This window comes from Thermus sp. (assembly GCF_039793865.1).
Classification (GTDB): Bacteria; Deinococcota; Deinococci; order Deinococcales; family Thermaceae; genus Thermus.
This window is the reverse complement of record NZ_JBAMMI010000088.1, coordinates 1-21608: the sequence shown is the minus strand read 5'-3', so window position 1 is coordinate 21608 and position 21608 is coordinate 1. Positions and strand designations below refer to the sequence as shown.

General features: G+C 68.6%; 19 protein-coding genes and 1 tRNA gene. 8 read left to right on the top strand and 12 right to left on the bottom strand.

The genetic code is table 11. The features are described from left to right. The first annotated feature begins 105 nt into the window (after positions 1-105). On the top strand, positions 106-2811 hold the full coding sequence (gene acnA, locus ABJK26_RS08320; RefSeq protein ID WP_347241816.1) for an aconitate hydratase AcnA: 2706 nt from the start codon (positions 106-108) through the stop codon (positions 2809-2811). 127 nt (positions 2812-2938) lie between these two features. Here the strand turns inward: acnA and atpD are convergent, their stop codons facing one another. From atpD to ABJK26_RS08275, 9 genes are read right to left on the bottom strand one after another with little or no spacing between them, the layout of a single operon-like run. Then, positions 2939-3610 (bottom strand): V-type ATP synthase subunit D, encoded by a 672-nt coding sequence (gene atpD / locus ABJK26_RS08315; protein ID WP_347241815.1) that lies wholly within the window; start codon positions 3608-3610, stop codon positions 2939-2941. 10 nt (positions 3611-3620) lie between these two features. Beyond that, complete coding sequence (locus ABJK26_RS08310) at positions 3621-5057, bottom strand: V-type ATP synthase subunit B (protein ID WP_347241814.1); 1437 nt, start codon at positions 5055-5057, stop codon at positions 3621-3623. Between the two features lie 10 nt (positions 5058-5067). Next, positions 5068-6804 (bottom strand): V-type ATP synthase subunit A, encoded by a 1737-nt coding sequence (locus tag ABJK26_RS08305; RefSeq protein WP_347241813.1) that lies wholly within the window; start codon positions 6802-6804, stop codon positions 5068-5070. A gap of 12 nt (positions 6805-6816) precedes the next feature. Beyond that, on the bottom strand, positions 6817-7131 hold the full coding sequence (gene atpF, locus ABJK26_RS08300; protein WP_347241870.1) for a V-type ATP synthase subunit F: 315 nt from the start codon (positions 7129-7131) through the stop codon (positions 6817-6819). Positions 7132-7133: 2 nt separating this feature from the next. Continuing rightward, positions 7134-8105 (bottom strand): V-type ATPase subunit, encoded by a 972-nt coding sequence (locus ABJK26_RS08295; RefSeq protein WP_347241812.1) that lies wholly within the window; start codon positions 8103-8105, stop codon positions 7134-7136. Positions 8106-8108: 3 nt separating this feature from the next. Next, positions 8109-8675 (bottom strand): V-type ATP synthase subunit E, encoded by a 567-nt coding sequence (locus ABJK26_RS08290; RefSeq protein WP_347241811.1) that lies wholly within the window; start codon positions 8673-8675, stop codon positions 8109-8111. Between the two features lie 56 nt (positions 8676-8731). Then, positions 8732-9031, bottom strand: a complete 300-nt coding sequence (locus tag ABJK26_RS08285) for a F0F1 ATP synthase subunit C (RefSeq protein ID WP_347241810.1) — start codon at positions 9029-9031, stop codon at positions 8732-8734. A 12-nt stretch (positions 9032-9043) separates the two neighbouring features. Next, positions 9044-11002, bottom strand: coding sequence for a V-type ATPase 116kDa subunit family protein (locus tag ABJK26_RS08280; RefSeq protein WP_347241809.1), 1959 nt, complete (start codon positions 11000-11002; stop codon positions 9044-9046). After that, a complete protein-coding gene (locus ABJK26_RS08275; RefSeq protein ID WP_347241808.1) occupies positions 10999-11313 on the bottom strand; it encodes a V-type ATPase subunit subunit G family protein in 315 nt (104 codons plus the stop codon). Before ABJK26_RS08275 ends, ABJK26_RS08280 begins: the two co-directional genes overlap by 4 nt. Positions 11314-11414: 101 nt before the next feature. Between ABJK26_RS08275 and ABJK26_RS08270 the strand changes: the two genes are divergently transcribed. Genes ABJK26_RS08270 through ABJK26_RS08240 form a run of 7 tightly spaced genes read left to right on the top strand, consistent with a single transcriptional unit; the run spans position 11415 to position 18931 of the window. Next, positions 11415-12560, top strand: a complete 1146-nt coding sequence (locus ABJK26_RS08270; protein WP_347241807.1) for a class I SAM-dependent rRNA methyltransferase — start codon at positions 11415-11417, stop codon at positions 12558-12560. A gap of 46 nt (positions 12561-12606) precedes the next feature. Beyond that, positions 12607-12816, top strand: a complete 210-nt coding sequence (locus ABJK26_RS08265; RefSeq protein WP_347241806.1) for a DUF3248 domain-containing protein — start codon at positions 12607-12609, stop codon at positions 12814-12816. Then, positions 12813-13184 (top strand): DUF3809 family protein, encoded by a 372-nt coding sequence (locus tag ABJK26_RS08260; RefSeq protein ID WP_347241805.1) that lies wholly within the window; start codon positions 12813-12815, stop codon positions 13182-13184. Before ABJK26_RS08265 ends, ABJK26_RS08260 begins: the two co-directional genes overlap by 4 nt. 20 nt (positions 13185-13204) lie before the next feature. Continuing rightward, positions 13205-13879, top strand: coding sequence for a metal-dependent hydrolase (locus ABJK26_RS08255; RefSeq protein ID WP_347241804.1), 675 nt, complete (start codon positions 13205-13207; stop codon positions 13877-13879). A gap of 19 nt (positions 13880-13898) precedes the next feature. Next, positions 13899-14678: a serine/threonine-protein kinase gene (locus tag ABJK26_RS08250; RefSeq protein WP_347241869.1), complete on the top strand. Its 780-nt coding sequence runs from the start codon at positions 13899-13901 to the stop codon at positions 14676-14678. 1 nt (position 14679) lies between these two features. After that, on the top strand, positions 14680-16581 hold the full coding sequence (locus tag ABJK26_RS08245; protein ID WP_347241803.1) for an AMP-binding protein: 1902 nt from the start codon (positions 14680-14682) through the stop codon (positions 16579-16581). Next, the gene (locus tag ABJK26_RS08240; protein WP_347241802.1) at positions 16568-18931 is read left to right on the top strand and encodes a tetratricopeptide repeat protein; all 2364 of its coding nucleotides are present in this window, start codon (positions 16568-16570) and stop codon (positions 18929-18931) included. Before ABJK26_RS08245 ends, ABJK26_RS08240 begins: the two co-directional genes overlap by 14 nt. Here ABJK26_RS08240 and murJ read toward each other — a convergent pair. From murJ to ABJK26_RS08225, 3 genes are all read right to left on the bottom strand, one after another. Next, the gene (gene murJ, locus ABJK26_RS08235) at positions 18885-20369 is read right to left on the bottom strand and encodes a murein biosynthesis integral membrane protein MurJ (RefSeq protein ID WP_347241801.1); all 1485 of its coding nucleotides are present in this window, start codon (positions 20367-20369) and stop codon (positions 18885-18887) included. The genes ABJK26_RS08240 and murJ overlap by 47 nt on opposite strands. Further along, the gene (locus ABJK26_RS08230) at positions 20359-21423 is read right to left on the bottom strand and encodes a hypothetical protein (protein WP_347241800.1); all 1065 of its coding nucleotides are present in this window, start codon (positions 21421-21423) and stop codon (positions 20359-20361) included. Before ABJK26_RS08230 ends, murJ begins: the two co-directional genes overlap by 11 nt. Before the next feature lie 30 nt (positions 21424-21453). After that, a tRNA-Leu gene (locus tag ABJK26_RS08225) sits at positions 21454-21541 on the bottom strand. Between the last annotated feature and the right edge of the window lie 67 nt (positions 21542-21608).

The window sequence follows — 21608 nt, the reverse complement described above, 5'->3', positions numbered from 1 at the left end:
AGTGAGGAAAGCCGGGGCGGGCGCCCCCCCTCGGGCTGGAATCTTCCCCCAAAAGAAGCGAGTGGCACGCCCTCTTTCCCGAACGGGGGAAGGGAAAGGAGCACCATGAAGGACAGCTTCCAAACCCTAAAAACCCTTAAAACCCCAAGCGGCACCTACGGCTACCACGACCTCCTGGAGCTGGAGCGGAAGGGCGTGGCGGAGGTTTCCCGCCTCCCCTTCTCCATCCGGGTGATGCTGGAAAGCCTCCTCCGCAACGAGGACGGCTACCAGGTCACCCGGGAGGACATAGAGGCCCTGGCCCGCTGGCAACCCGAGCCCGGGGAGATCAACGTGCCCCTGAAGCTCGCCCGGGTCATCCTTCAGGACTTCACCGGGGTCCCGGCGGTGGTGGACCTCGCGGCCATGCGGGACGCCGTGGCCAAGCGGGGCGGGGACCCGAAGCGCATCAACCCCGTGGTGCCCGCCGACCTGGTCATTGACCACTCGGTGCAGGTGGACGCCTTCGGCACGGCCTACGCCTTCTTCTACAACGTGGAGAAGGAATACGAGAGGAACAAGGAGCGCTACCTCCTCCTCAAGTGGGGCCAGCAGGCCCTGGAGAACTTCCGGGTGGTGCCCCCGGGCACGGGCATCGTCCACCAGGTGAACCTGGAGTACCTGGCCAAGGTGGTGATGACCGAAAAGCGGGACGGGCTCACCCTGGCCTTCCCGGATAGCCTGGTGGGCACCGACAGCCACACCACCATGGTGAACGGCCTGGGGGTTTTGGGCTGGGGCGTGGGGGGCATTGAGGCCGAGGCGGTGATGCTGGGCCAGCCCTACTACATGCTCGCCCCTAAGGTGGTGGGCTTCAAGCTCTTCGGCGAGCTTCCCGAGGGGGCCACGGCCACGGACCTCGTCCTCACCGTCACCGAGATCCTGCGCAAGCACGGGGTGGTGGGCAAGTTCGTGGAGTTCTACGGCCCCGGGGTGGCCAAGCTCTCCCTGGCCGACCGGGCCACCATCGCCAACATGGCCCCGGAGTACGGGGCCACCATGGGCTTCTTCCCCGTGGACGAGGAGACCCTGAACTACCTCCGCCTCACGGGCCGCCCCGAGGAACTCGTGGAGCTGGTGGAGGCCTACACCAAGGCGGTGGGCCTCTTCCGCACCCCGGAGGCCGAGGAGAAGGTCCGGTACTCCGAGCACCTGGAGCTGGACCTAAGCGCGGTGGAGCCCTCCCTCGCCGGCCCCAAGCGCCCCCAGGACCGGGTGCCCCTCAAGGAGGTCAAGAAGAGCTTCCTCCTCCACCTCACCAAGCCGGTGAAGGAGCAGGGCTTCGGGCTTTCCGAGGACCAACTCCAGAAAAAGGTCCTGGTAAAGCGGAAGGACGAGGAGTTTGAGCTCGCCCACGGCTCCGTGGTCATCGCCGCCATCACCAGCTGCACCAACACCTCCAACCCCTCGGTGATGCTCGGGGCGGGGCTTCTCGCCAAGAAGGCCGTGGAGGCGGGCCTGGACACCAAGCCCTGGGTCAAGACCTCCCTCGCCCCCGGCTCCAAGGTGGTGACGGACTACCTGGAGATGAGCGGGCTCATGCCCTTCCTCGAGGCCCTCCGCTTCCACCTGGTGGGCTACGGGTGCACCACCTGCATCGGGAACTCCGGGCCGCTTCCTGAGGACATCGCCAAGGCGGTGGAGGAGGGGAACCTGGTGGTGGCCGCCGTCCTCTCCGGGAACCGCAACTTTGAGGGCCGCATCAACCCCCACGTCAAGGCCAACTACCTGGCGAGCCCCATGCTGGTGGTGGCCTACGCCCTGGCGGGGCGCATGGACATTGACTTCACCACGGAGCCCCTGGGCCATGACCCCAACGGCAAGCCCGTCTACCTCAAGGACATCTGGCCCTCCATGGCGGAGATCCAGGAGGCCATCCGGAAGACCCTGGACCCCGAGCTCTTCAAGAAGGAGTACAGCAAGGTCTTTGAGGGGGACGAGCGCTGGCAGGCCCTCCCCGCCCCCACCGGGGAGCTCTACCGCTGGGACCCCGAGAGCACCTACATCCAGAACCCCCCCTTCTTTGAGGACCTGGGCGAGCGGAAGGTGGAGGACATCCGGGGGGCCAGGGTCCTCCTGGTGCTCGGCGACTCGGTGACCACGGACCACATCTCCCCCGCGGGGGCCATCCCCGTGAAGAGCCCCGCCGGGCAGTACCTCTTAAGCAAGGGGGTGAAGCCCGAGGACTTCAACTCCTACGGCTCCCGGCGGGGCAACCACGAGGTGATGATGCGGGGCACCTTCGCCAACATCCGCATCAAGAACCTCATGCTGGAGGGCATTGAGGGGGGTTACGCCAAGAAGCTCCCCGAGGGTGACGTGGACTTCGTCTACAACGTGGCTATGCGCTACAAGGCCGAGGGCACGCCCCTCCTGGTCATCGCCGGGAAGGAGTACGGCACCGGCTCTAGCCGCGACTGGGCCGCCAAGGGTCCCTACCTCCTAGGGGTGAGGGCGGTCCTGGCGGAAAGCTACGAGCGCATCCACCGCTCCAACCTGGTGGGGATGGGGGTCCTGCCCCTGGAGTTCCTGCCGGGAGAAAACCGGGAAACCCTGGGCCTCACGGGCTACGAGGTCTACGACATCCTGGGCCTCGAGGACCTCAAGCCCAGGAAGCTCGTGGACATCGTGGCGAGGCGGGAGGACGGGAGCGAGGTCCGCTTCCAGGCCGTCGCCCGCCTGGACACCCCGGTGGAGGTGGACTACTACAAAAACGGGGGCATCCTCCAGACCGTCCTCCTCCAGATCCTAAAGGAGGCCAAGGCCGGATAGCCCCAAGAAAACCTTCCCCCCGGGCCTTCCCGGGGGGAGTTTCGCTTTCTGGGCTTCCTTGCCGGGGGCCATGTCTTCTGACCCCCTCCGGGGCCCCCGTGCTGGCTTGGGCCAGCACGGGGTGGGATTAAAGGCCCGCCCCGATCTCCAAGGCGGGGCTGGGGCGGCCCCCTTCCTCCTCGGCCTCCCGGGCCTCGATCTTCCCCTTGATGCGCTTCAAGCGAAAGGTGTCCTCCCGCTCCCGCTGCTCCAGGACCTGCTGGATGAAGCGGATCTGGCCCCGGATCCCGGGGATCACCACCTGTTCCAGGGCGTTCACCCGCCGCGTGGTCTTCTTGATCTCCTCCCCGATCTTCTTCAGGCGGGTCTCGGTGTTGGCCACCCGGACCAGGGCCTCGGCGTAGCGGCGGAAGGCCCGGCTGGCCTCGAGGGTGTAGGCCGGGGTGCCCACCGGGGAAAGGAGGACCCCCTCGGGGAAGGTGGCCTTGAGCCTCGGCACCTTGCTTCCCCAGACGTTTTCCACCTCCGCCTCCACCCCCTCCAGGAGGGGCACGCCCAAAGCCGCCCCGGCCACGCTCTCTGGGCCGTCAAAGGCCTGGGCCAGGAGGAGGGCAGTGTAGGCCTCCTTGGCCGCCTGGTTCAGGGCCTTCCTCGCCTCCATGGCCTCCCGCACCAGGCCGAAGAACTCCGCCACCAGGGCGTCCCGCTTCTTCTTGAGGAGGTCCACCCCCTTCTGCGCCAGGCGGAGCTGCCCCCGCCTTTGCAGAAGGTTCATCCGGGTGGGGCTCACCTGACTCATCTGCCCTCCTTTAGTCCAAGGCCTGGGGCGCGCCCCAGATCTCCTCCAGCTTCTGGCCGTAGTACTTGCCGATGTGGTCCTTGGAGATCCGCTTGAGCTCGCCCTGAGGGAGCATGGAGAGGAGGGCCCAGGCGATCTGCAGGCTCTCCTCAATGGAGCGGTTCTGCTGGCCCTGGTTGATGAAGAACCGCTCAAAGGCATCGGCGAACTGCAGGTAGCGGCGGTCGTTCTCCGTGAGGGCGTCCTCGCCGATGATGGCCACCAGCTTCCTGATGTCCACCCCGTTGGCGTAGGCGGAGTAGAGCTGGTCGGAGACCTGCTTGTGGTCCTCCCGGGTCTTGCCCTTGCCCACGCCGTTGTTCATGAGCCGGGAGAGGGAGGGCAGGGGGTCAATGGGCGGGTAGATGCCCTTGCGGTGGAGCTCCCGGGAGAGCTGGATCTGCCCCTCGGTGATGTAGCCCGTGAGGTCGGGGATGGGGTGGGTGCGGTCGTCGTCGGGCATGGAGAGGATGGGGATCTGGGTCACGCTTCCCTTCTTCCCCTGCACCACCCCGGCCCGCTCGTAGATGGTGGCCAGGTCGGTGTACATGTAGCCGGGGTAGCCGCGGCGCCCGGGGATCTCCTCACGGCTGGCGCCGATCTCCCGCAAGGCCTCGCAGTAGTTGGTCATGTCCGTGAGGATGACCAGCACGTGGTAGTCGTGCTCAAAGGCCAGGTACTCGGCCACGGTGAGGGCCATGCGGGGGGTGAGGATGCGCTCAATGGTGGGGTCGTCGGCCTTGTTGAGGAAGAGGACGGAGCGGCTCAGGGCCCCCGTGCGCTCAAACTCCTGGATGAAGTAGGAGAGCTCCCGCTGGGTGATGCCCATGGCGGCGAAGACCACGGCGAAGGGCTCCTCCTTCTCCCCCTCCCCGGAGAGGTCGGGGCGCACCGTGGCCTGGCGGGCGATCTGGGCGGCGATCTCGTTGGCGGGAAGGCCCGAGCCGGAGAAGATGGGGAGCTTCTGCCCCCGCACCAGGGTGTTCATCACGTCAATGGTGGAGATGCCCGTCTGGATGAACTCCTCCGGCTTCCTGCGGGCCACGGGGTTCAGGGGCAGGCCCACGATGGGAAGCCGCTTCTCCGGGGTGATGGGGGGCAGGCCGTCAATGGGCTTGCCGATCCCGTTGAAGCGGCGGCCCAGCATCTCCTTGGAGACCCCAAGCCGGGCCACGTCCTCCACCAGGCTCACGCTGGTGGTGGCGAGGTCCAGGCCCGTGGTCTCCTCAAAGACCTGGATCACCGCGTACTCCTCGGAGACCTCGATCACCTGCCCGCCCCGCACCCGGCCCGTGCCGTCCCGGATATCCACGATGGCCCCATAGGCCAGGTCCTTGGCGTTCTCCACGAAGAGCAGGGGCCCCGAGATGTAGGTGACGCCGGTGTACTCCTTCTTCAAGAGGTCCATGCTTCCCTCCTTAGGCCAGGGCCTTGAAGGCCCCCTGGATCTCCTTCATGGCCTCCTCGAGGTAGGCGGGGAACTCCTCCTCGCTCACGTAGCGGGCCCGGCCGATGCGCTCCACCACGGGAAGCTGGAGGATCTCGTCCATGGAAACCCCCCGCTTGATGGCCGCCTCCGCCTCCTTGTAGAAGGAGAGGATCATTTTCATGATGCCGTAGGCCTTCCTCATGGAGCAGTAGGCGTCCACCTCGTGGTAGGCATTCTGCTGGAGGAAGTCCTCCCGGATGATGCGGCCCACCTCAATCACCAGGCGCTCCGCGTCCTGGAGGGCGTCCGGCCCCACCAGCTGGACGATCTCCTGAAGGCCCGCCTCCCGCTGGAGAAGCTCGGAGATGGCGTCGCGGAGCTCGGGGTAGTCCTCGGCCACGTTCTCCCGGTACCAGGGGTCCAGGGCCGGGGTGAAGAGGCTGTAGGAGCCGTTCCAGTTGATGGCGGGGAAGTGGCGGCGGAAGGCCAAGGAGGCGTCAAGCCGCCAGAAGGCGCCCACGATGCGCAGGGTGGACTGGGTCACGGGCTCGGACATGTCGCCGCCCGGCGGGGAGACGGCCCCCACGATGGTCACCGCCCCCTCCTCGCCCCCCAGGGTGATGACCTTGCCCGAGCGCTCGTAGAAGGCGGCGAGCCGGGCGGCGAGGTAGGGCGGATACCCCTCCTCCGCGGGCATCTCCTCGAGGCGGCTAGAGATCTCGCGCAGGGCCTCCGCCCAGCGGCTCGTGGAGTCGGCCATGAGGGCCACGGAGAAGCCCTGGTCGCGGAAGTACTCGGCGATGGTCACGCCCACGTAGATGCTGGCCTCGCGGGCGGCCACGGGCATGTTGGAGGTGTTGGCGATGAGCACCGTGCGGTGCATGAGGGGCCCTCCGGTCTTCGGGTCGGTGAGCTCGGGGAACTCCACCAGCACGTCCGTCATCTCGTTCCCCCGCTCGCCGCAGCCCACGTAGACCACCACGTCGGCGTTGGACCACTTGGCCAGGGACTGCTGGGTCACGGTCTTGCCGCTCCCGAAGGGCCCCGGGATGGCGGCGGTGCCCCCCATGGCCACCGGGAAGAGGACGTCCAGGATGCGCATGCCCGTGAGGAAGGGGGTATTGGGGTCAAGCTTTCGCTGGACGGGCCGCGCCCGGCGGACGGGCCAGGTGTGGTACATCTTGAGCTCGGTGCCGTCCTCCAGGACCACCACCGGCTCCTCCACGGTGTACTCCCCGGCGGGCTTCACCTCCTTGACCCGGCCCCGCACGTCCGGGGGCACCAGGATCTTGTGGGTGAAGCCGAACTCGGGCACCGTGCCCAGGACCATGCCCCCCCGCACCTCGTCCCCGGGCTTCACCCTGGGCGTCCAGGCCCACTTCCTCTCCCGGTCCAGGGCGTGGACCACCACGCCCCGGGTGATGTAGATCCCGGTCTTCTCCTGGATGCGCTCTAAGGGGCGCTGGATGCCGTCGTAGATGCCGTTGAGCATCCCGGGGCCGAGCTCCACCGCCAGGGGAAGCCCCGTGGAGACCACGGGCTCCCCCACCTTGAGGCCCGAGGTGTCCTCGTAGACCTGGACGAAGGCCGTGTCCCCGTCCAGGCGGATGATCTCCCCTACCAGCCCCTCCTCGCCCACCTTGCAGAGGTCGTACATGCGGGCCCCCAGCATCCCCTTGGCGATCACCGCCGGGCCCGCGATCTTCTGGATTACCCCTTGGATCATCTTCCCTCCATTCTACAGCTTGATGTCAAAGCCGATGGTCCTCTTCACCAGCTCCCGCATGTAGCCTTCCACGTTGGGGTTCTGGAAGGCCTCCTTTAGCCCCGCTATGGGAAGGAGCACGGGGAGGTCCTTCCCCCGCATGAGGCGCTCCACCGCCCGCTCGGGCTCGGGAAGAAGGGCCTGGTCCACGGCCACCAGGGCGTAGCCCCCCTTCTCCACGAGCTCTTCCAGGCGGGCCTTCGCCTCCTCAGGGGTGCGGGCGGCGTGGGCCTCGAGGCCCGCGAGCCGGAAGCCCTGGGCCGCCTCGGGGTCGGCGATCACCGCGATCCTCATGGGCAGACCACCTCCTCCTCCACCTGGGCCCGGGGGAGGCCGTAGTAGGCCCGCCGGGCGAGGAGCCTGAGGCGCATGGCCTCCCACTCCCTTTCCTTAACGTAGGCCAGGACCAGCCCGGCCCCCAAAGGATCGGCGCTTCCCCGCCTGGCCTCCTTTAGGAGAAGGCACCTCAGGCGCCGCTCCAGCTCCGTGGCCTCCCGCACCCCGGAAAGCCCGGCGAGGGGGGTGCCGGAGAGCTCGTCCAAAACGGCGTAATCCCCTTCCAAAAGGCGGGCGAAGCCCACCCTGTCCAGGAAGCGCCCCCCCCGGATGAAGACCTGCTCGGGGGGTACCCCCGACCCCTGGAGCTTGAAGGCGGTGCGCAGGTTCTCGGCGTCCACCTCGAGGGCCAGGTAGTCCCGGAGGACGGGCTCCTCCAAGGCCTTGGCCCCCTTGACCACCCCCTCAAAGAAGCGCTTGGCGAGAAGCGCCTCCGCCCGGGCGAGGTCTTGGGTCTCCCGCAGCGCCTCCCGCAGCGCCCGGGCCAGGGGGTGGCCGGGAAGGGAGAGGACCTGGGCCACCCCGGCGGCGTCCTGGGCCTCGTAGGCCTGGCGCCAGAGCTCCTCCCGGAGGGTCCCGGGAAGGAGGGGTACCTCCTCAAAGGGGCGGCCCGTGGCCTTGGCGCGAAGGAGGGCCTGGAGGTTGTGCAGGTCCTGGCGTAGGAGAAGAAGCCGCACCGCCTCCCGGGCCTCCCCCGAGACGAGCCTCGGCAGGTCCGAAAGAAGCCTCTCCTGGGTGCGGGCGATGGCCCGGTCCACCTCGGATAGACCCCCCCCGGCGAGCTCCCCCCCGTAGACGCTCTCGGAGAGGAGGCGCAGGAAATCGGGGAAGGGGAGGTCCAGGGCCTCCTGGAAAAAGTTCTCCTTGAGGAGGCTGGCCCGCCGGGCCCGCACCCGGGCGTTGAGGTAGCCGAAGTCATCCGCCATGGCCTAGCCCCAAAGCACCTGGGCCACCTGGGAGGAAAGGGCGTCCCACGCCCGCTCCAGGCGGCTTTCCAGAGCGTTCTCCACCTGGGTCCTGCCCCCCTTGCCCAAAACCCGCACCCCCAGGCGCAAGCCCGGGTCGGCCTGAAGCCCGAGGCCCCGCTCCCGGGCCAAGGGCTCCAGGTGGGGCAGGTTCTCCGGGTGGGAGACCAGGGCCTCGGGCTCGGGGAGGGCGGAAAGGGCCTCCTCGGCAAGCTTCCTCAGGACCTCGGGCCACTCGGGCTTACCGGGAAGGGCCCTCAGGGCCTCCTCTGCCTTGGCCTTCACCGCTTCCAGCACCTCCCCCTTAGCCTGGGTGCGGGCGGTGGCCAAGAGGAGCTCCCCGGCGCTTTCCGCCCGGCGCAAAGCGGCCTGGAACTGGGCCTCCAGGGCCCGCTTCCGCCCCTGCAAGAGGGCCTCCGCCTTGGCCTCCGCCTCCTTGCGCAGGCTTTCCGCCCTGGCCTTGGCCTCCTCCAGGAGGGAGCGGATCTCCGCCTCCACCTCCTGGCTCAGAATGGCTTCCAGTTTGGACATCTCGCCTCCCTTAGAAAAGGGCCAAGCCCCTCGAGGGGCCTGGCCCCGAGGACCGCTTAGAGCTTGCCGTTCAGGATGAAGGCGATGAGAAGGCCGAAGATCACCAGGGTCTCGGGCAGGAGGAGGAAGATGAGGGCGGTACCGAAGTTACCCCGGTCCTCGGCGATGGCCCCCACGCCCGCCGCGCCGATGCGGGCCTGGGCCACGCCCGTGCCCAGGGCGGCTAAGCCCACCGCCAGGCCCATGCCCACGGCGATGAGGCCCCGGTCCAGGCCGCCGGAGGCCGCCGCCCCCTCCGCCGCGAAAGCCAACGCGCCGAACACCGCCACCAAAAGGAGAACCAAAAGCTTCTTCATCTCTTTCCCTCCCTACCGCGTCTCGCGGACGCTTCTGAACGGCCGGTATGGCCTGCCGTTCTCCTCGTAGAAACCGAACTTGGTGAAGAACTCCACCCAGATCAAACGGATGGGCTGGAGCATGTGGCCCAAGGTGGTGAGGAGGAGGATGAGGAGGTGCAAGACCCCCGCCACCAGAAGGCCCAGGAGCACGCCCAGTAGCCCAAGCCGCTCCGCCATGGCGAAGCCTATATCGGTGAGGAGGCCCGCCAGGATCCCCCCCGCCGCCCCCACGGCGTAGATACGGATGTGGGAGAGGACGTGCCCCGCCTGGGTGAAGATCTCCGGGATCATCAGCCAGATCCGGCTCATGAGGACCGAAAGCAGGAAGACGCCGAACCCCAGGTACATGAGCCCCTGGAGCCAGCCCGCCTGGAGGTTGCCGAGGTAGGAGGCCGCCAGGGCCAGGATGCCCACGAGCCCCCCGAGGTACCCCACCCCCTCCCAGAAGTGGGCCATGTGGCGGTGCTTGAGGCCGAGGTAGGCCCGCAAGATAAGCCCAAAGAGGACCATGACCACCCCGAAGGCCACGGAGAGGAGGATGAGGAGGTTGGCGGTCTTGGCGGTGTCTATGCGGGGGATGAGGATGGGGATAAGCCCCGGGTGCTCGGGGGTGCCGAAGACCCCGAGGTGCTCCAGGAAGGTGCCGAAGAACTCCCCGTAGACCACGCCCCAGACCGCGGTCCAGAAGACCATCCAGTTCAGGATGTAGACCAGCTGGCGGAGGACCGGGGGCTTGAGCCTGAGGGCGAAGAGGTTGATGACCAGGGGCTCGTTCCGCTTCACGTACCCGGAAAGCCACCGCCCCACGAGGTAGAAGAGGAGGGCGTAGCCGATGTCCCCCACGATCATGCCGAACCAGAAGGGGAAGAAAAGGGGAACGACGGGCGTGGGGTCAATGGAGCCGTACTTGGGGGTGTTGAGGAAGCCCACCAGGAGCTCAAAGGGCTTGACCCAGGGGGGGTTGTCCAGGGTCACGGGGACCTGGTCCCGCTCGTGGTGCTCGTCCACGGGCTCGAAGGCGTAGACCACGCTCTCCTTGTGCCGGGCGAGGGCCTCCTCCACCTTGGGCTTGGCCTTCACGGGGACGTAGCCCAAAAGCCCGAAGCCGAAGCGGCCCGAGGCCAGCTCCTCCAGGGCCTTGAGCCGGGCCACCTCGTCCTTGGCCCGGGTCCAGAGGCTCTGCAGGGTGGAATGGGCCTCCTGAGCGAGCTTGTAGAGGGCCTGGCGCACCTCGGAAAGCTCCCTGGGGGCGGCCTGGAAGCGCTCCTTCAGGCGCCTCGCCGCCTGGGAAAGGGAAAGGTCGGCGTAGGCCCCGGGCAGGCGGAGCTCGGCCAGGCCCAGCCGGGAGAGGGCGGCCTTGGCGATCTCCTGGTCCTTGCGGTGGACCACCAAAAGGCCGGCGAGCCCCTTGCTGTAGGGCTCCGCAGCCAGCAGGAAGCGGTCTTCCAGGGATTTCCTAAGCCCCTCCTCCACCAGGGGAAGCTCCTTCTCGCTGAGGAGGAAAGGAAGCACGCGGAAGAAGGGGCTTTGGTCCAGGCCGTGGGCCATGCCGGCGAGCTTCTCCAGGGGCTCGAGGTAGGCCTCCGCCAGGGCGAGCTCCTCCTCCAGCTCCTGCTTCTGGCGGGTGAGGCCCTCGGCGTGGGCCTGGATGGGGGCGAGGGCCTTCTCCGCCTCCTCCAGGCTTCCCGGAAAGGGCCTTGCGGGCTCCGCCTCCCGCCCGAGGAGGGCGAGGGTGTGCTCCGCCCCCGCCGCCACGGCCTCCCAGCGCCGCTCTTCCTCCCGCTCCTCCGGGGAAAGCCTGTACCCGGAAAGGGCCTCCGCCCGCAGGGTCTCCAGGTGGACCACCCCGGCCTGCTGGAGGCTTTGGAGAAGCTCCCTAGCCCGGCCCTTGGGCCCGGCCAGGACCAACTTCTCCATGGGAGCGATCACGGCAAGACCCCCCGAAGGACCAGGTCCACCGCCTCCTCCAGGCGGGAGGCGGCCTTCTCCCGCACCGCCCGGGCCTCGGCCTCCGCCTGGGCCCGGTAGCGGGAGAGGAGGGCCTCGGTCTCCCGGGCCTCCCTCTCGCGGTACTCGGCCTCCAGGGCCTTGGCCTTGGCCTCGGCCTCCTCCAGAAGGGCCTTGGCCTCGGCCCCGGCCCGCGCCACAAGCTCCTCCGCCTCCTTCCTGGCGGCCTCGAGGCGGGCGAGGAGCTCCCGCTCCTTCTCCGCAAGGCTTTTAATAAGTCCCAGGCCTCCCATCGCCCCTCCTTATGTGAAAAGATGCGCAAAGCGCGCCCACCGGTTAGGCTACCGGCTTCCGGGGCAAACGTCAACCGACCCCGCTTAAGTATACTTAAGCGGTGCGGATTCTCGTCAACGAACGCGGGGCGGAAAGGCTCCTTTCCCGCCACCTCTGGGTGTTTCGCCGGGACGTGCTTTCGGGACCCGAGGCCCCGGGGCTTTTCCCCGTCTACTGGGGCAAGCGCTTCCTGGCCCTGGCCCTTTACAACCCGCGAAGCGACCTCACGGTGAGGGCGTTCCGCTTCCGGCCGGCGCCAGACCCCGCCGAGGCCCTTCTGGAAAACCTGGAAAGGGCCCTGAGGCGGCGCGAGGAGGCCCTAAAGCGGGAGCCCGAGGGGGGCTTCCGCCTGGCCCACGCCGAGGGGGACTTCCTCCCGGGGCTCGTGGTGGACTACTACGCCGGCCACGCCGTGGTCCAGGCCACGGCCCACGCCTGGGAAGCCCTCCTGCCCCAGGTGGCCGAAAGGCTCAAGCCCTACGCGGAAAGCGTCCTCGCCAAAAACGACGCCAAGGCCCGGGAGCTGGAGGGGCTTCCCCTTTACGTGAGGCCCCTTTGGGGAAAGGTGCCCGGCCAGGTGGCGGTGCGGGAGGGCCGGGTGCGCTACCTGGTGGACCTGGGGGAGGGGCAAAAGACCGGGGCCTTCCTGGACCAACGGGAAAACCGGATCCTCATGGAAAGGTTCTCGGGGGAAAGGGCCCTGGACGTCTTCAGCTACGCCGGGGGCTTCGCCCTGCACCTGGCCCTGGGCTTCCGGGAGGTGCTGGCCGTGGATAGCTCTAAGGAGGCCCTGGCCCGGGCGGAGGCAAACGCCAGGCTGAACGGCCTCCAGCTAAAGACCCTCGAGGCCAACGCCTTTGACCTCCTAAGGAGCCTGGAAAGGGCGGGAGAGCGGTTTGACCTCGTGGTCCTGGACCCTCCGGCCTTCGCCAAGGGGAAAAAGGACGTGGAGCGGGCCTACCGGGCCTACAAGGAGGTCAACCTCCGGGCCATCCGGCTCCTGAAAGAGGGCGGGATCCTGGCCACGGCGAGCTGCAGCCACCACCTCAGCGAACCCCTCTTCTACCAGATGCTCCTGGAGGCGGCCCAGGACGCCCACCGCGCCCTCAGGGTGCTGGAGAAGCGGGGCCAGCCCTTTGACCACCCCGTCCTCCTCAACCACCCGGAAACCCACTACCTCAAGTTCGCCCTGCTGGAAGTGCTCTGATGCCACCCCACGGGGGCCCCGGAACGAAAAGGGGTAGACTAGGGGCGTGGAGAAGGACCTCTTGGAAGCCCTGGGCCAGCACCTGGTCTGGCGCATCGGCCGGGCGGAGGAGGAGGAGGTGCTGGTGGTGCGGGTGGGGCTGGCCTCGGCCACGCCACGTTTTCGGGAGCTTCCCCGGCTCATCAACCTCCCCGACCAGGAGATGGTCCGCCTGGTCCAGGAAGGCCGGGTGCGGGTGGAGTGGGTGGAAGGATGAAGGTGCGGCTTGAGCTCCAGCGCAACGGCCACCTCCCCCAGGGGCTTCCCCTGGAGCTTTTCTGGGAGGAGGGGGGCCTTCGGGGCCTCCTCCGCCAGGAAAACCCGGCCCTAGGGGAGCTGGTCCTGCCCTTCCGAAGCCGCCTCGAGGGCCAAAGGCTCAAACCCCTCCCCCTCCCTCCCCCCTCCCTCCGGGTCTCGGGGGAAGCCAGGCCCGAGGGGGAGGGCTTCCTCCTCTCCCTGGAGGTGGAGCTCGCCCTGCCTGAAGGGAAGACCTGGGGGGAGCGGGCCTTCCTCCGCCTGGTGGAGGCCATCTTTGCCCTGAGGCTGGAAAGGACCCTTTCCCAGAAGGCCCCCCTCGGGGTATAGTGGCGGCCAAGGAGGCAGGTATGGTGGAGGTACGCTATCTGGGCCACTCGGCGGTCCTCCTCACGGACGGCAAGACCCGGATCGTCATTGACCCCTTCCTCACCGGAAACCCCGTGGCCGCCCTCGGGGTGGGCGAGGTCCAGGCGGACCTGATCCTCGTCACCCACGCCCACGGGGACCACTTCGGGGACAGCGTGGCCCTCTCCAAGAAGGGGGGGGTGGTGGTCTCCACCTTTGAGATCGCCACCTACGCCGAGAAGCACGGGGCGAAGAGCGTCCCCATGAACCTGGGGGGCACCTACCGCTTTGAGGGGGGCTGGCTCAAGTGGGTGCCCGCCTGGCACTCCTCTAGCTTCCCCGACGGCACTTACGGGGGCATGCCCATGGGGGTGGTGGTGGAGCTTTCCGGCAAGCGCATCTACCACGCCGGGGACACCGCCCTCTTCTCCGACATGCGCCTCATCGGGGAGCTGGGCCTGGACCTCGCTCTCCTCCCCATTGGCGACCACTTCACCATGGGCCCCGAGGACGCCCTGAAGGCCCTGGACCTCCTCAGGCCCAAGAGGGTGGTGCCCATCCACTACAACACCTTCCCCCCCATCCGCCAAGACGGGGAGGCCTTCGCCCAGCGGGCCAAGGAGAAGGGCGTGGAGGGGCACGCCCTGAAGCCAGGAGAGGTTCTCCGCCTTGACTAGGGGGGACTTCCGGCTGGAGATGCTTTTGGGCCTGGGCCAGACCGCCCAGGTCTACCTGGGCCGGGCCCCTGACGGGACGCGGGTGGCCCTGAAGATCCCGAAGAAGGAGGTCCGCCAAGACCCCAAGCTCGCGGAGCGCTTCGCCCGGGAGGTCTCCTTCTCCCTCTCCCTCCGGCACCCCCACCTGGTGCGAGGGCTGGCGGGGGTCCCCTTTGGGGAAGAGGCCTTCCTGGCCCTGGAGTACTTCCCCGAGGGGACCCTGGAGGACCGCCTCCGCCAAGGCCCCCTGCCCAGGGAGGAGGGTGTGCGGGCCCTGCTTCAAGTGGGGGAAGCCCTCCTCTTCCTGCACGGCAAGGGGCTCCTCCACCAGGACGTGAAGCCCTCCAACGTGTTCGTGGGGGAGGGGGTCTACAAGCTGGGGGACCTGGGCACCCTGAGGACTCCCGAGGACCGGACCCAGGAATACGCCGGCAGCCCCCACTACCTGGCTCCCGAGCTCTTCCTGGGAGCCTCCCCAAGCCCCAAGAGCGACGCCTACAGCTTCGGGGTGATGGCCTACGAGGTCCTCACGGGAAAGCGGCCCTTCCGGGGCGAGACCCTGGAAGAGGTCCGGAACGCCCACCTCTTCCTCCCCCCGCCCCCCACCAACCTTCCCCCCTACCTGGACCGGGCCCTGAGGCGCCTGCTGCTTAAAAAGCCCGAGGAGCGCCTGGGCGTGAAGGAGTTTTTAAAAGTGCTCAAAGAACCCCCTAGCAAGCCCCAGGAAAGGCCGAAGCGGCCAGGCCCATGGAGGAAGTGAGATGGAACCCGTCTGGTATCCCCAGCCCGAGGAAGCCCAGGCCACCCGGCTTTACCGCTTCATGGAGGCCCTGGGCTTCGCCGACTACGGGGCCTTCTACCGCTACAGCGTGGAGGAGGCCGAGGACTTTTACCGCCAGTTCTTCACCCACCTCGGCCTTCCCTGGCGCAGGCCCTACGCCCGGGTGGTGGAAGGGGGCTTCCCCTTCCCCCGGTTCTTCCCGGAGGGGAGGCTCAACCTGGTGGAGGCCTGCCTGCGCCACGACGCCCAAAGGACCGCGCTCCTCCACGAGACCGAGGCGGGGGAGGTGCGCGCCTTAAGCTACGGCGAGCTTAGGGCCGAGGTGGCCCGGGTGGCGGCGGGGCTTAGGGCCCTTGGGGTCAAGCGGGGGGACCGGGTGGGGCTTTGGATGCCCATGGGGCTGGAAGCCGCCGTCCTCCTCCTGGCCGCGGCCTGGCTTGGGGCCATCGCCATCCCCATCTTTTCCGGCTACGCCGCCGAGGCGGCGAGCGTGCGGCTGAAGGACGCCGGGGCCAGGCTCCTCGCCGTCCAGGACGGCTTCCTGAGGCGGGGGAGGAGGGTGGAACTCCTTCCCGAGGCCCGCAAGGCGCTAGGGCTTTCGGGGACGGAACGCCTCCTCGCCGTGCGCCGCCTGGGGCTTCCCCTCGAGGCGGGGGAGGCGGACTACCAGGGCCTTTCGGGGGAGGCCTTCCCCCCGGAGGAGATGGAGAGCATGGACCCCTTCATGCTCATCTACACCTCCGGCACCACGGGCCGCCCCAAGGGCACGGTGCACTACCACGCGGGCTTTCCCCTGAAGGCCGCCCTGGACCTCGCCCTCCTCTTTGACCTTAGGGAGGAGGACCGCCTCTTCTGGTTCACCGATCTCGGCTGGATGATGGGGCCCTGGGCCATTCTGGGGGGCCTCATCCTCGGGGCCACCGTCTTCCTCTACGACGGGGCCCCGGACCACCCAGGGCCGGACCGCCTCTGGCGGATGGCCTCGGCCCACCGCCTTACCCACCTCGGCCTCTCCCCCACCCTGGTGCGGGCCCTCATCCCCTTCGGGGAGGCGCCCGTGGAGGCCCACGACCTCTCCTCCCTAAGGGTCCTCGGCTCCACGGGGGAGCCCTGGAACCTCGAGGCCTACCTCTGGTTCTTCCGGGTGGTGGGCAAGGAGCGGCTTCCCATCGTGAACTACTCGGGCGGCACCGAGGTCTCCGGGGGCATCCTGGGAAACGTCCTCCTAAGGCCCATCAAGCCCATGGGCTTCAACACCGCCGTCCCCGGGATGAGGGCCGCCGTCCTGAATGAAGAAGGAAAGCCCGTGGTGGGCAAGGTGGGGGAGCTCGCCGTCCTCGCCCCCTGGCCCGGGATGACCAAGGGCTTCTGGCAGGACGAGGGGCGCTACCTGGAGACCTACTTCCAGAAGGTGCCCGGGGTCTGGGTCCACGGGGACCTGGCCCTCCAGGACGAGGAGGGGCACTTCTTCATCCTCGGGCGCTCCGACGACACCCTGAAGGTGGCGGGGAAAAGGGTGGGCCCCGCCGAGGTGGAGACCGCCGCCACCGGCCACCCGGCCTTAAGGGAGTGCGCCGCCATCGGGGTCCCCCACCCGGTGAAGGGGGAGGCCATCGTCCTCTTCGCCGTGCTGAGGCCGGGCTTCACCCCCTCCTCGGCCCTCGCCGAGGAGGTGGCGGAGAAGGTGGCGGAGGCCCTGGGAAGGCCCCTCCGCCCCGAGCGGGTGCTCTTCGTCCCCGACCTCCCCAAGACCCGGAACGCCAAGGTGATGCGCCGGGTGGTCCGGGCGGCCTTCCTGGGCCAGGACCCCGGGGACCTCTCCGCCCTGGAGAACCCCGAGGCCGTCCGGGCCATCCAGGAGCTGGGGAATGCGGGGGCTTAGCCTCTTCCTCCTCCTCGGCCTGGCCTTGGCCTCCCCCCTGGACGAGGCCCGCGCCCTCTACGCCCGGGGGGACCTGGAGGGGGCCCTTTCCCGCCTAAAGCCCCTCCTTTCGGGCTACGACCCCCCTGAGGAGGCCCTTCTCCTCTCGGGCTTCGCCCAGTACCGGCTGGGCAGGGTGGAGGACGCCCTCTACGCCTTCGCCCGCCTGGTGGGGACCCTAAAGGGCGGCCCCGAGGCCCTTTACGGCTTCGGCCTCGCCCTAAGGGCGAAGGGGGACCTGGAAGGCGCAAGAAGCGCCCTGGAGGAGGCCCTCCGGCAGGGCTACGGGGACGCCGAGGCCGTCCTCCGCACCCTCCCTCCCCCTTCCCCACCCGCCCCCAAGGCCCGAAAGATTCCGCCCCCTTTTAGGGCGGAAAAGGGGGCCTTCTTTGTGGGGGGAAAGCCCCTAAGGGTGCGGGGGGTGAACCTGGGGGTGGCCCTCCCGGGGCGCTTCCCCGCGGAGTTCCCCGAGGCGCTTTGGCTTTACCGAGCCTGGCTGGAGCTTTTGGGAAACATGGGGGCCAACGCCGTCCGGGTCTACACCCTCCTGCCCCCCGCCTTCTACCGGGCCCTCCTGGGCTACAACCTGACCCACCCAAAGAGCCCCCTCTACCTCTTCCAGGGCGTCTGGACCGAGCTTCCCGAGGAGGAGGGCTACGGGGACTGGGAGGGCGCCTTCCTGGAAAAGTTCCTCCTGGAAGGGCGGGAGGTCCTGGACGCCCTCCACGGGGACCTCCGCCGCCCGCCCAAGCCCGGCCACGCCCACGGGGACTACACCGCCGACGTCTCCCCTTGGACCCTGGGCCTTTTGGTGGGGCGGGAGTTTGAGCCCTACTCCGTGGCCGCCTACAACGAGCGCCACCCGGGGCGGGCCTACCGGGGCCGCTTTGTAGAGGCCCTCCCCGGGGCGAGCCCCTTTGCGGCCTACCTCGCCGAGGTCCTGGACCGCCTGGCCACCTACGAGTGGGAGGCCTACGGCGCGGCGAGGCCCCTAGGCTTCGTCAACTGGCCCACCCTGGACCCCCTCACCTGGGAAAGCGAGGCGAGCTTCCAGGAGGAGTACCGCCTGAGGAAGGCGCGGGGGGAAAGGGTGGAGCCCCCGCGGGCGGGCCCCCTCCACGAGGAGGACACCGTGGCCCTGGACCCCACCCACCTGCGCCCCGCCGCGGGTAGCCCCGCGAGCCTCTTCGCCGCCTACCACGTGTACCCCTACTACCCCGACTTCATGGTCAACGAGCCGAGCCTGGAGGGAGGCCGCTACCGCAAGTACCTGGAGCGCCTCGAGGCCCACCACGGGGAGATGCCCCTCCTCATCGCCGAGTTCGGCCTCCCCACGAGCCGCGGCCTCGCCCACTTCCACCCCGAGGGGTTCCATCACGGGGGGCTCTCGGAGGAGGCCCAGGCGGAAAGGGTGGCCGCGCTCTGGCGGGACATAGAGGGCCTAGGCCTGGCGGGGGGCCTGGTCTTCGCCTTCCTGGACGAGTGGTTCAAGAAGAACTGGCTCTTCATGGACCTGGAATACCCCCCCGAGCGGGACCCCCTCTGGCACAACCTCCTGGACGCCGAGGAAAACTACGGGCTCCTCGCCGCCACCGCCAAGGGGGCGTTCCGCCTGGACGGCGACCCCGAGGAGTGGGAGAAGGTGCCCTTCCTCCTCCGGGAGGAGGGGCGCTTCCTCAAGGCCTACGCCGACCCCGAGTACCTCTGGCTCCTCTACCGGGGCCCCCTCCCCCTGAAGGTTTACCTGGACACGGTTCCGGGAGGGGTCCAAGTGGCCCAAGGCTTCGGGGCGGAGTTTTCCCTGGAGGTGGGCCTCGAGGGGGGAAGGCTCCTCGTGGAGAAGGGGTACTACCCCTACGAGGAGCTTTCCCACGGCCTTCCCGGGACCGAGTTCCTCCACTTCCGGGGGTTCACCAGGCCCGGCGGGGGCCCCTTCGTGCCCTTCGTCCTCGAGCCCAACCGCCGCCGCACGGGCCGGGACGGCACCGACTACCCCCGCAAGACCTACGAGCTGGGCGCGCTGAGGCGGGGGGAGGACCCCCTGGGCGCCCGCGACCCCACCGCGGACTACGCCCTTGGGCCCGAAGGGCTTCTGGAGGTGCGCCTTCCCTGGGGCATGCTCCTCATCACCGACCCGAGCCGCCCCACGGCCTGGTACGCTCCCAAACCCATCCCCATAGAGGGCATCCGCCTCCTCCTGGAAGGGGGAAAGCCCCTCCGCTTCGCCTGGGCCCCCTGGGAGGCCCCCGCCTTCGCCTTGCGGCTCAAGCCCCTCTACTACCGGCTGAGAAACCTCTGGCGAGGGCCCTGAGGGGGAGGCCCATCGCCCAGGCGGCGAGGAGGAAGAGGGCCACTCCGCCTCCCCCCCCGAGGAGGAGGGGAAGGAGGGTCCCGTGGGAGGAGGTTGCGCGGAGGAAGCTTCCCAGGATGAGCCCGGGCACCGCCGCGAGAAGCCCCGCCAGGGAGGCGCGGAGGAGGTAGGGGGGCACGTACCCCACCCCCACCCCCTCCCGCTCCAGCCGGAAGAGGTAGAGGAAGAGGCCCAGGTACCCCGCCAAGGCGGTAGAGAGGTTCAAAAGGAAAAGCCCCGCATCCTTTAGAAGCCAGTAGCCCAGGGTGTTGAGGAGAAAGACCAGGGCGCTGGCCATCACCGCTTCCCGCACCTTCCCCAGGGCGTAGAGGCCCCTTAGAAAGAGGGTGTTCACCCCCCAGGGAAGCACGGCAAAGCCCAAGGCGGCGAGGACCTGGGCGCTAAAGGCCCGGTTCTCCGGGGTGAGGGGCCCGAAGAGGCCGAAGAGGAGGACCACCACGAAGGGAGCAAGCCCCGTGAGAAGCCCCCCAAGAAGGGCGAGCACCAGGCTCAAGCGCTCAAAGGGGCCCCGGAGAAAGCGGGAGAGCTCCTCGCCCCTCAGCGTGCTCATGCGGGGAAAGAGGGCGATGGCGGGGCTCGTGGCGAAGAGGCCCAGGACCATCTGGAAGACCACCTCGGCGTTGTAGAAGCCCGTGACCGCCGCCTGGGGGTAGCGGGTGAGGATGTTGGTGAGGACGAGGTTTAAAAACTGCCTGAGGGAGGTGGTGAAGGCGAAGGGCCCCATGCGGAGGAGGGCGGGGAGGAAGGCCCGGTGCCAGCGCCACTCCAGGCGGAAACCCCGGAGGAAGGGGAGCTGGACCAGGGCCTGGAGAAGCCCCCCGAGGGCCACGGAGAGGCCCAGGGCCGTGGGGTCTCCGGGGAAGAGGGCCATGAGGCCGATGGCCACCAGGTTGAAGGCGATGGGCCCGAGGGCGTAGGGCAGGAAGCGTTCCTCGGCCTGGGTGAGGGCGGAGAAGAGGGCGGCCATGGAGAGGCCGAGGAGAAAGGGGAGGAGGAGCCGGGTGAGGTAGACCACCTGGGCGAAGGCCTCTGGGGTCCTTAGGTAGCTCCCTTCCGCCACCAAAAGCCCCGCCACAAAGGGGGCGAGGAGGTAGCCTAGGCCTAGGACGAGGAGGTTCACGCCCAGGAGGAAGGCGGCGAAGCGGCGGGCGAAGGACTGGGCCTCCTCCTTGGAGAGGCTTTTTAGGAGGGGGATGAGGGCGTTCTGCACCGCCCCTTCCGCGAGGAGCTCCCTGAGGAGGTTCGGCACCCGGTAGGCCACGTTGAAGGCATCCTTGAGGGCGTCGGGGTAGAGGGCGTTGAAGACCGCCTGGCGCACGAGGCCTAAGACCCTCGAGGCCAGGGTCCCCCCCATGACCAGGAGGACCTTACGGACCATTCCCCTCCAGCGCCTCCTGGAAGACCTCGAGGAAGTTCGCCTGGTTCACCACGGTGAGCCCGTGGAGGGCGGAAAGCTCCTTGGCCCGGGCCTTGTCCATGCCCAAGAGGACCAGAAAGCTCTCCTTTTGGGAAAGCCCGAGCACCTTTTTAAGCCCGGCGTACTTGGCGATGTGGGCCTGGAACTCCCCGGTCTTGGCCTCAAACCAGTAGACCCGCTCCCCCACCCGCGCCAGAACGTCCAGCTCCATGGCCTCCCCACCGGGAAGGGCCACCTGGTAGCCCACGGCCACCTCGTGGGGAAGGTTCTTGGAGCGGAGAAACTTCCTCAGGCGCTCGGCCACGTACCGCTCCAGCCAGCCCCCGGTGAGGAAGTTCTGCACCCAGCCCTCGGTGCTGGCCTTGGCCCGGAGGCGCCGGTCCTCGCTCTTGTAGTGATAGGAGGTGAGGAGGGCGTACTGCTTGAGCATGGTGCAGAACTGGGTGGAGTTGGCGATCTCGTCCTGGGAGGCCTCAGCCAGGGAGAGCTCAAACTGGCGCTTGGTGGATAGGCTTTGCTTGAGGCGCTCGTAGAGCTTCTCCAGGCTCGGGTAGCGGTCCCCCAGGAAGAGGGCCAGGCGGGTGAGGACCTTTTCTTTCTCCTCGTCCTCGGGCTGGGGCCTCCTCACGAGCTGGAGGCCGAGCCCCTGGAGCCACTCCTCCAGGGAGGCGGGCTTTCTCTTGGGCCCCTCCTGCCCCCGGGCGAGGCGGGCCGCCCCGGAGGCCTCCTGCGCAAGCCGCCACATCTCCCCCGCCAGGGCGAAGAAGCGGGCCCGCACCGGATCCCCCTCCCCCTCCAGGCCGGAAGGCACCACCCCGGAGCGCAAAGCCTCGAGGAGCCAGGCCTCCAGGGCCTCCCTAAGGGCTTCCCGGGCGGCCTCGAGGTGGGAGGCCTCCACCCGGAGGCCCTGCTCAGGAAGCTCCCCCACGTAGCGGCCTGGGCCCAGGAGATCGTACCGGGCCTGGGCCATGACCCGTTCCAAATACCGGGTGATCGCGCCCACGCCCCCAAGCATAGCAAAGGCCCCGGCCCTGCCGGGGCCCTTTGGTGCCGGGGACGGGACTCGAACCCGTACGGGGGTAACCCCCCAGCGGATTTTAAGTCCGCAGCGTCTACCGTTCCGCCACCCCGGCGGGCGCTTCCCATGCTACCCAAAGGGAACCTCTCCGCCAAGCCTCTTATAGATTCCTTCGTGTGCTA

Coding starts and splice junctions, on each gene's coding strand:
- acnA (WP_347241816.1), top strand. CDS start 106: ATGAAGGACAGCTTCCAAACCCTAAAAACCCTTAAAACCCCAAGCGGC.
- atpD (WP_347241815.1), bottom strand. CDS start 3,610: ATGAGTCAGGTGAGCCCCACCCGGATGAACCTTCTGCAAAGGCGGGGG.
- ABJK26_RS08310 (WP_347241814.1), bottom strand. CDS start 5,057: ATGGACCTCTTGAAGAAGGAGTACACCGGCGTCACCTACATCTCGGGG.
- ABJK26_RS08305 (WP_347241813.1), bottom strand. CDS start 6,804: ATGATCCAAGGGGTAATCCAGAAGATCGCGGGCCCGGCGGTGATCGCC.
- ABJK26_RS08295 (WP_347241812.1), bottom strand. CDS start 8,105: ATGGCGGATGACTTCGGCTACCTCAACGCCCGGGTGCGGGCCCGGCGG.
- ABJK26_RS08290 (WP_347241811.1), bottom strand. CDS start 8,675: ATGTCCAAACTGGAAGCCATTCTGAGCCAGGAGGTGGAGGCGGAGATC.
- ABJK26_RS08285 (WP_347241810.1), bottom strand. CDS start 9,031: ATGAAGAAGCTTTTGGTTCTCCTTTTGGTGGCGGTGTTCGGCGCGTTG.
- ABJK26_RS08275 (WP_347241808.1), bottom strand. CDS start 11,313: ATGGGAGGCCTGGGACTTATTAAAAGCCTTGCGGAGAAGGAGCGGGAG.
- ABJK26_RS08260 (WP_347241805.1), top strand. CDS start 12,813: ATGAAGGTGCGGCTTGAGCTCCAGCGCAACGGCCACCTCCCCCAGGGG.
- ABJK26_RS08255 (WP_347241804.1), top strand. CDS start 13,205: ATGGTGGAGGTACGCTATCTGGGCCACTCGGCGGTCCTCCTCACGGAC.
- ABJK26_RS08250 (WP_347241869.1), top strand. CDS start 13,899: ATGCTTTTGGGCCTGGGCCAGACCGCCCAGGTCTACCTGGGCCGGGCC.
- ABJK26_RS08245 (WP_347241803.1), top strand. CDS start 14,680: ATGGAACCCGTCTGGTATCCCCAGCCCGAGGAAGCCCAGGCCACCCGG.
- ABJK26_RS08240 (WP_347241802.1), top strand. CDS start 16,568: ATGCGGGGGCTTAGCCTCTTCCTCCTCCTCGGCCTGGCCTTGGCCTCC.
- murJ (WP_347241801.1), bottom strand. CDS start 20,369: ATGGTCCGTAAGGTCCTCCTGGTCATGGGGGGGACCCTGGCCTCGAGG.
- ABJK26_RS08230 (WP_347241800.1), bottom strand. CDS start 21,423: ATGCTTGGGGGCGTGGGCGCGATCACCCGGTATTTGGAACGGGTCATG.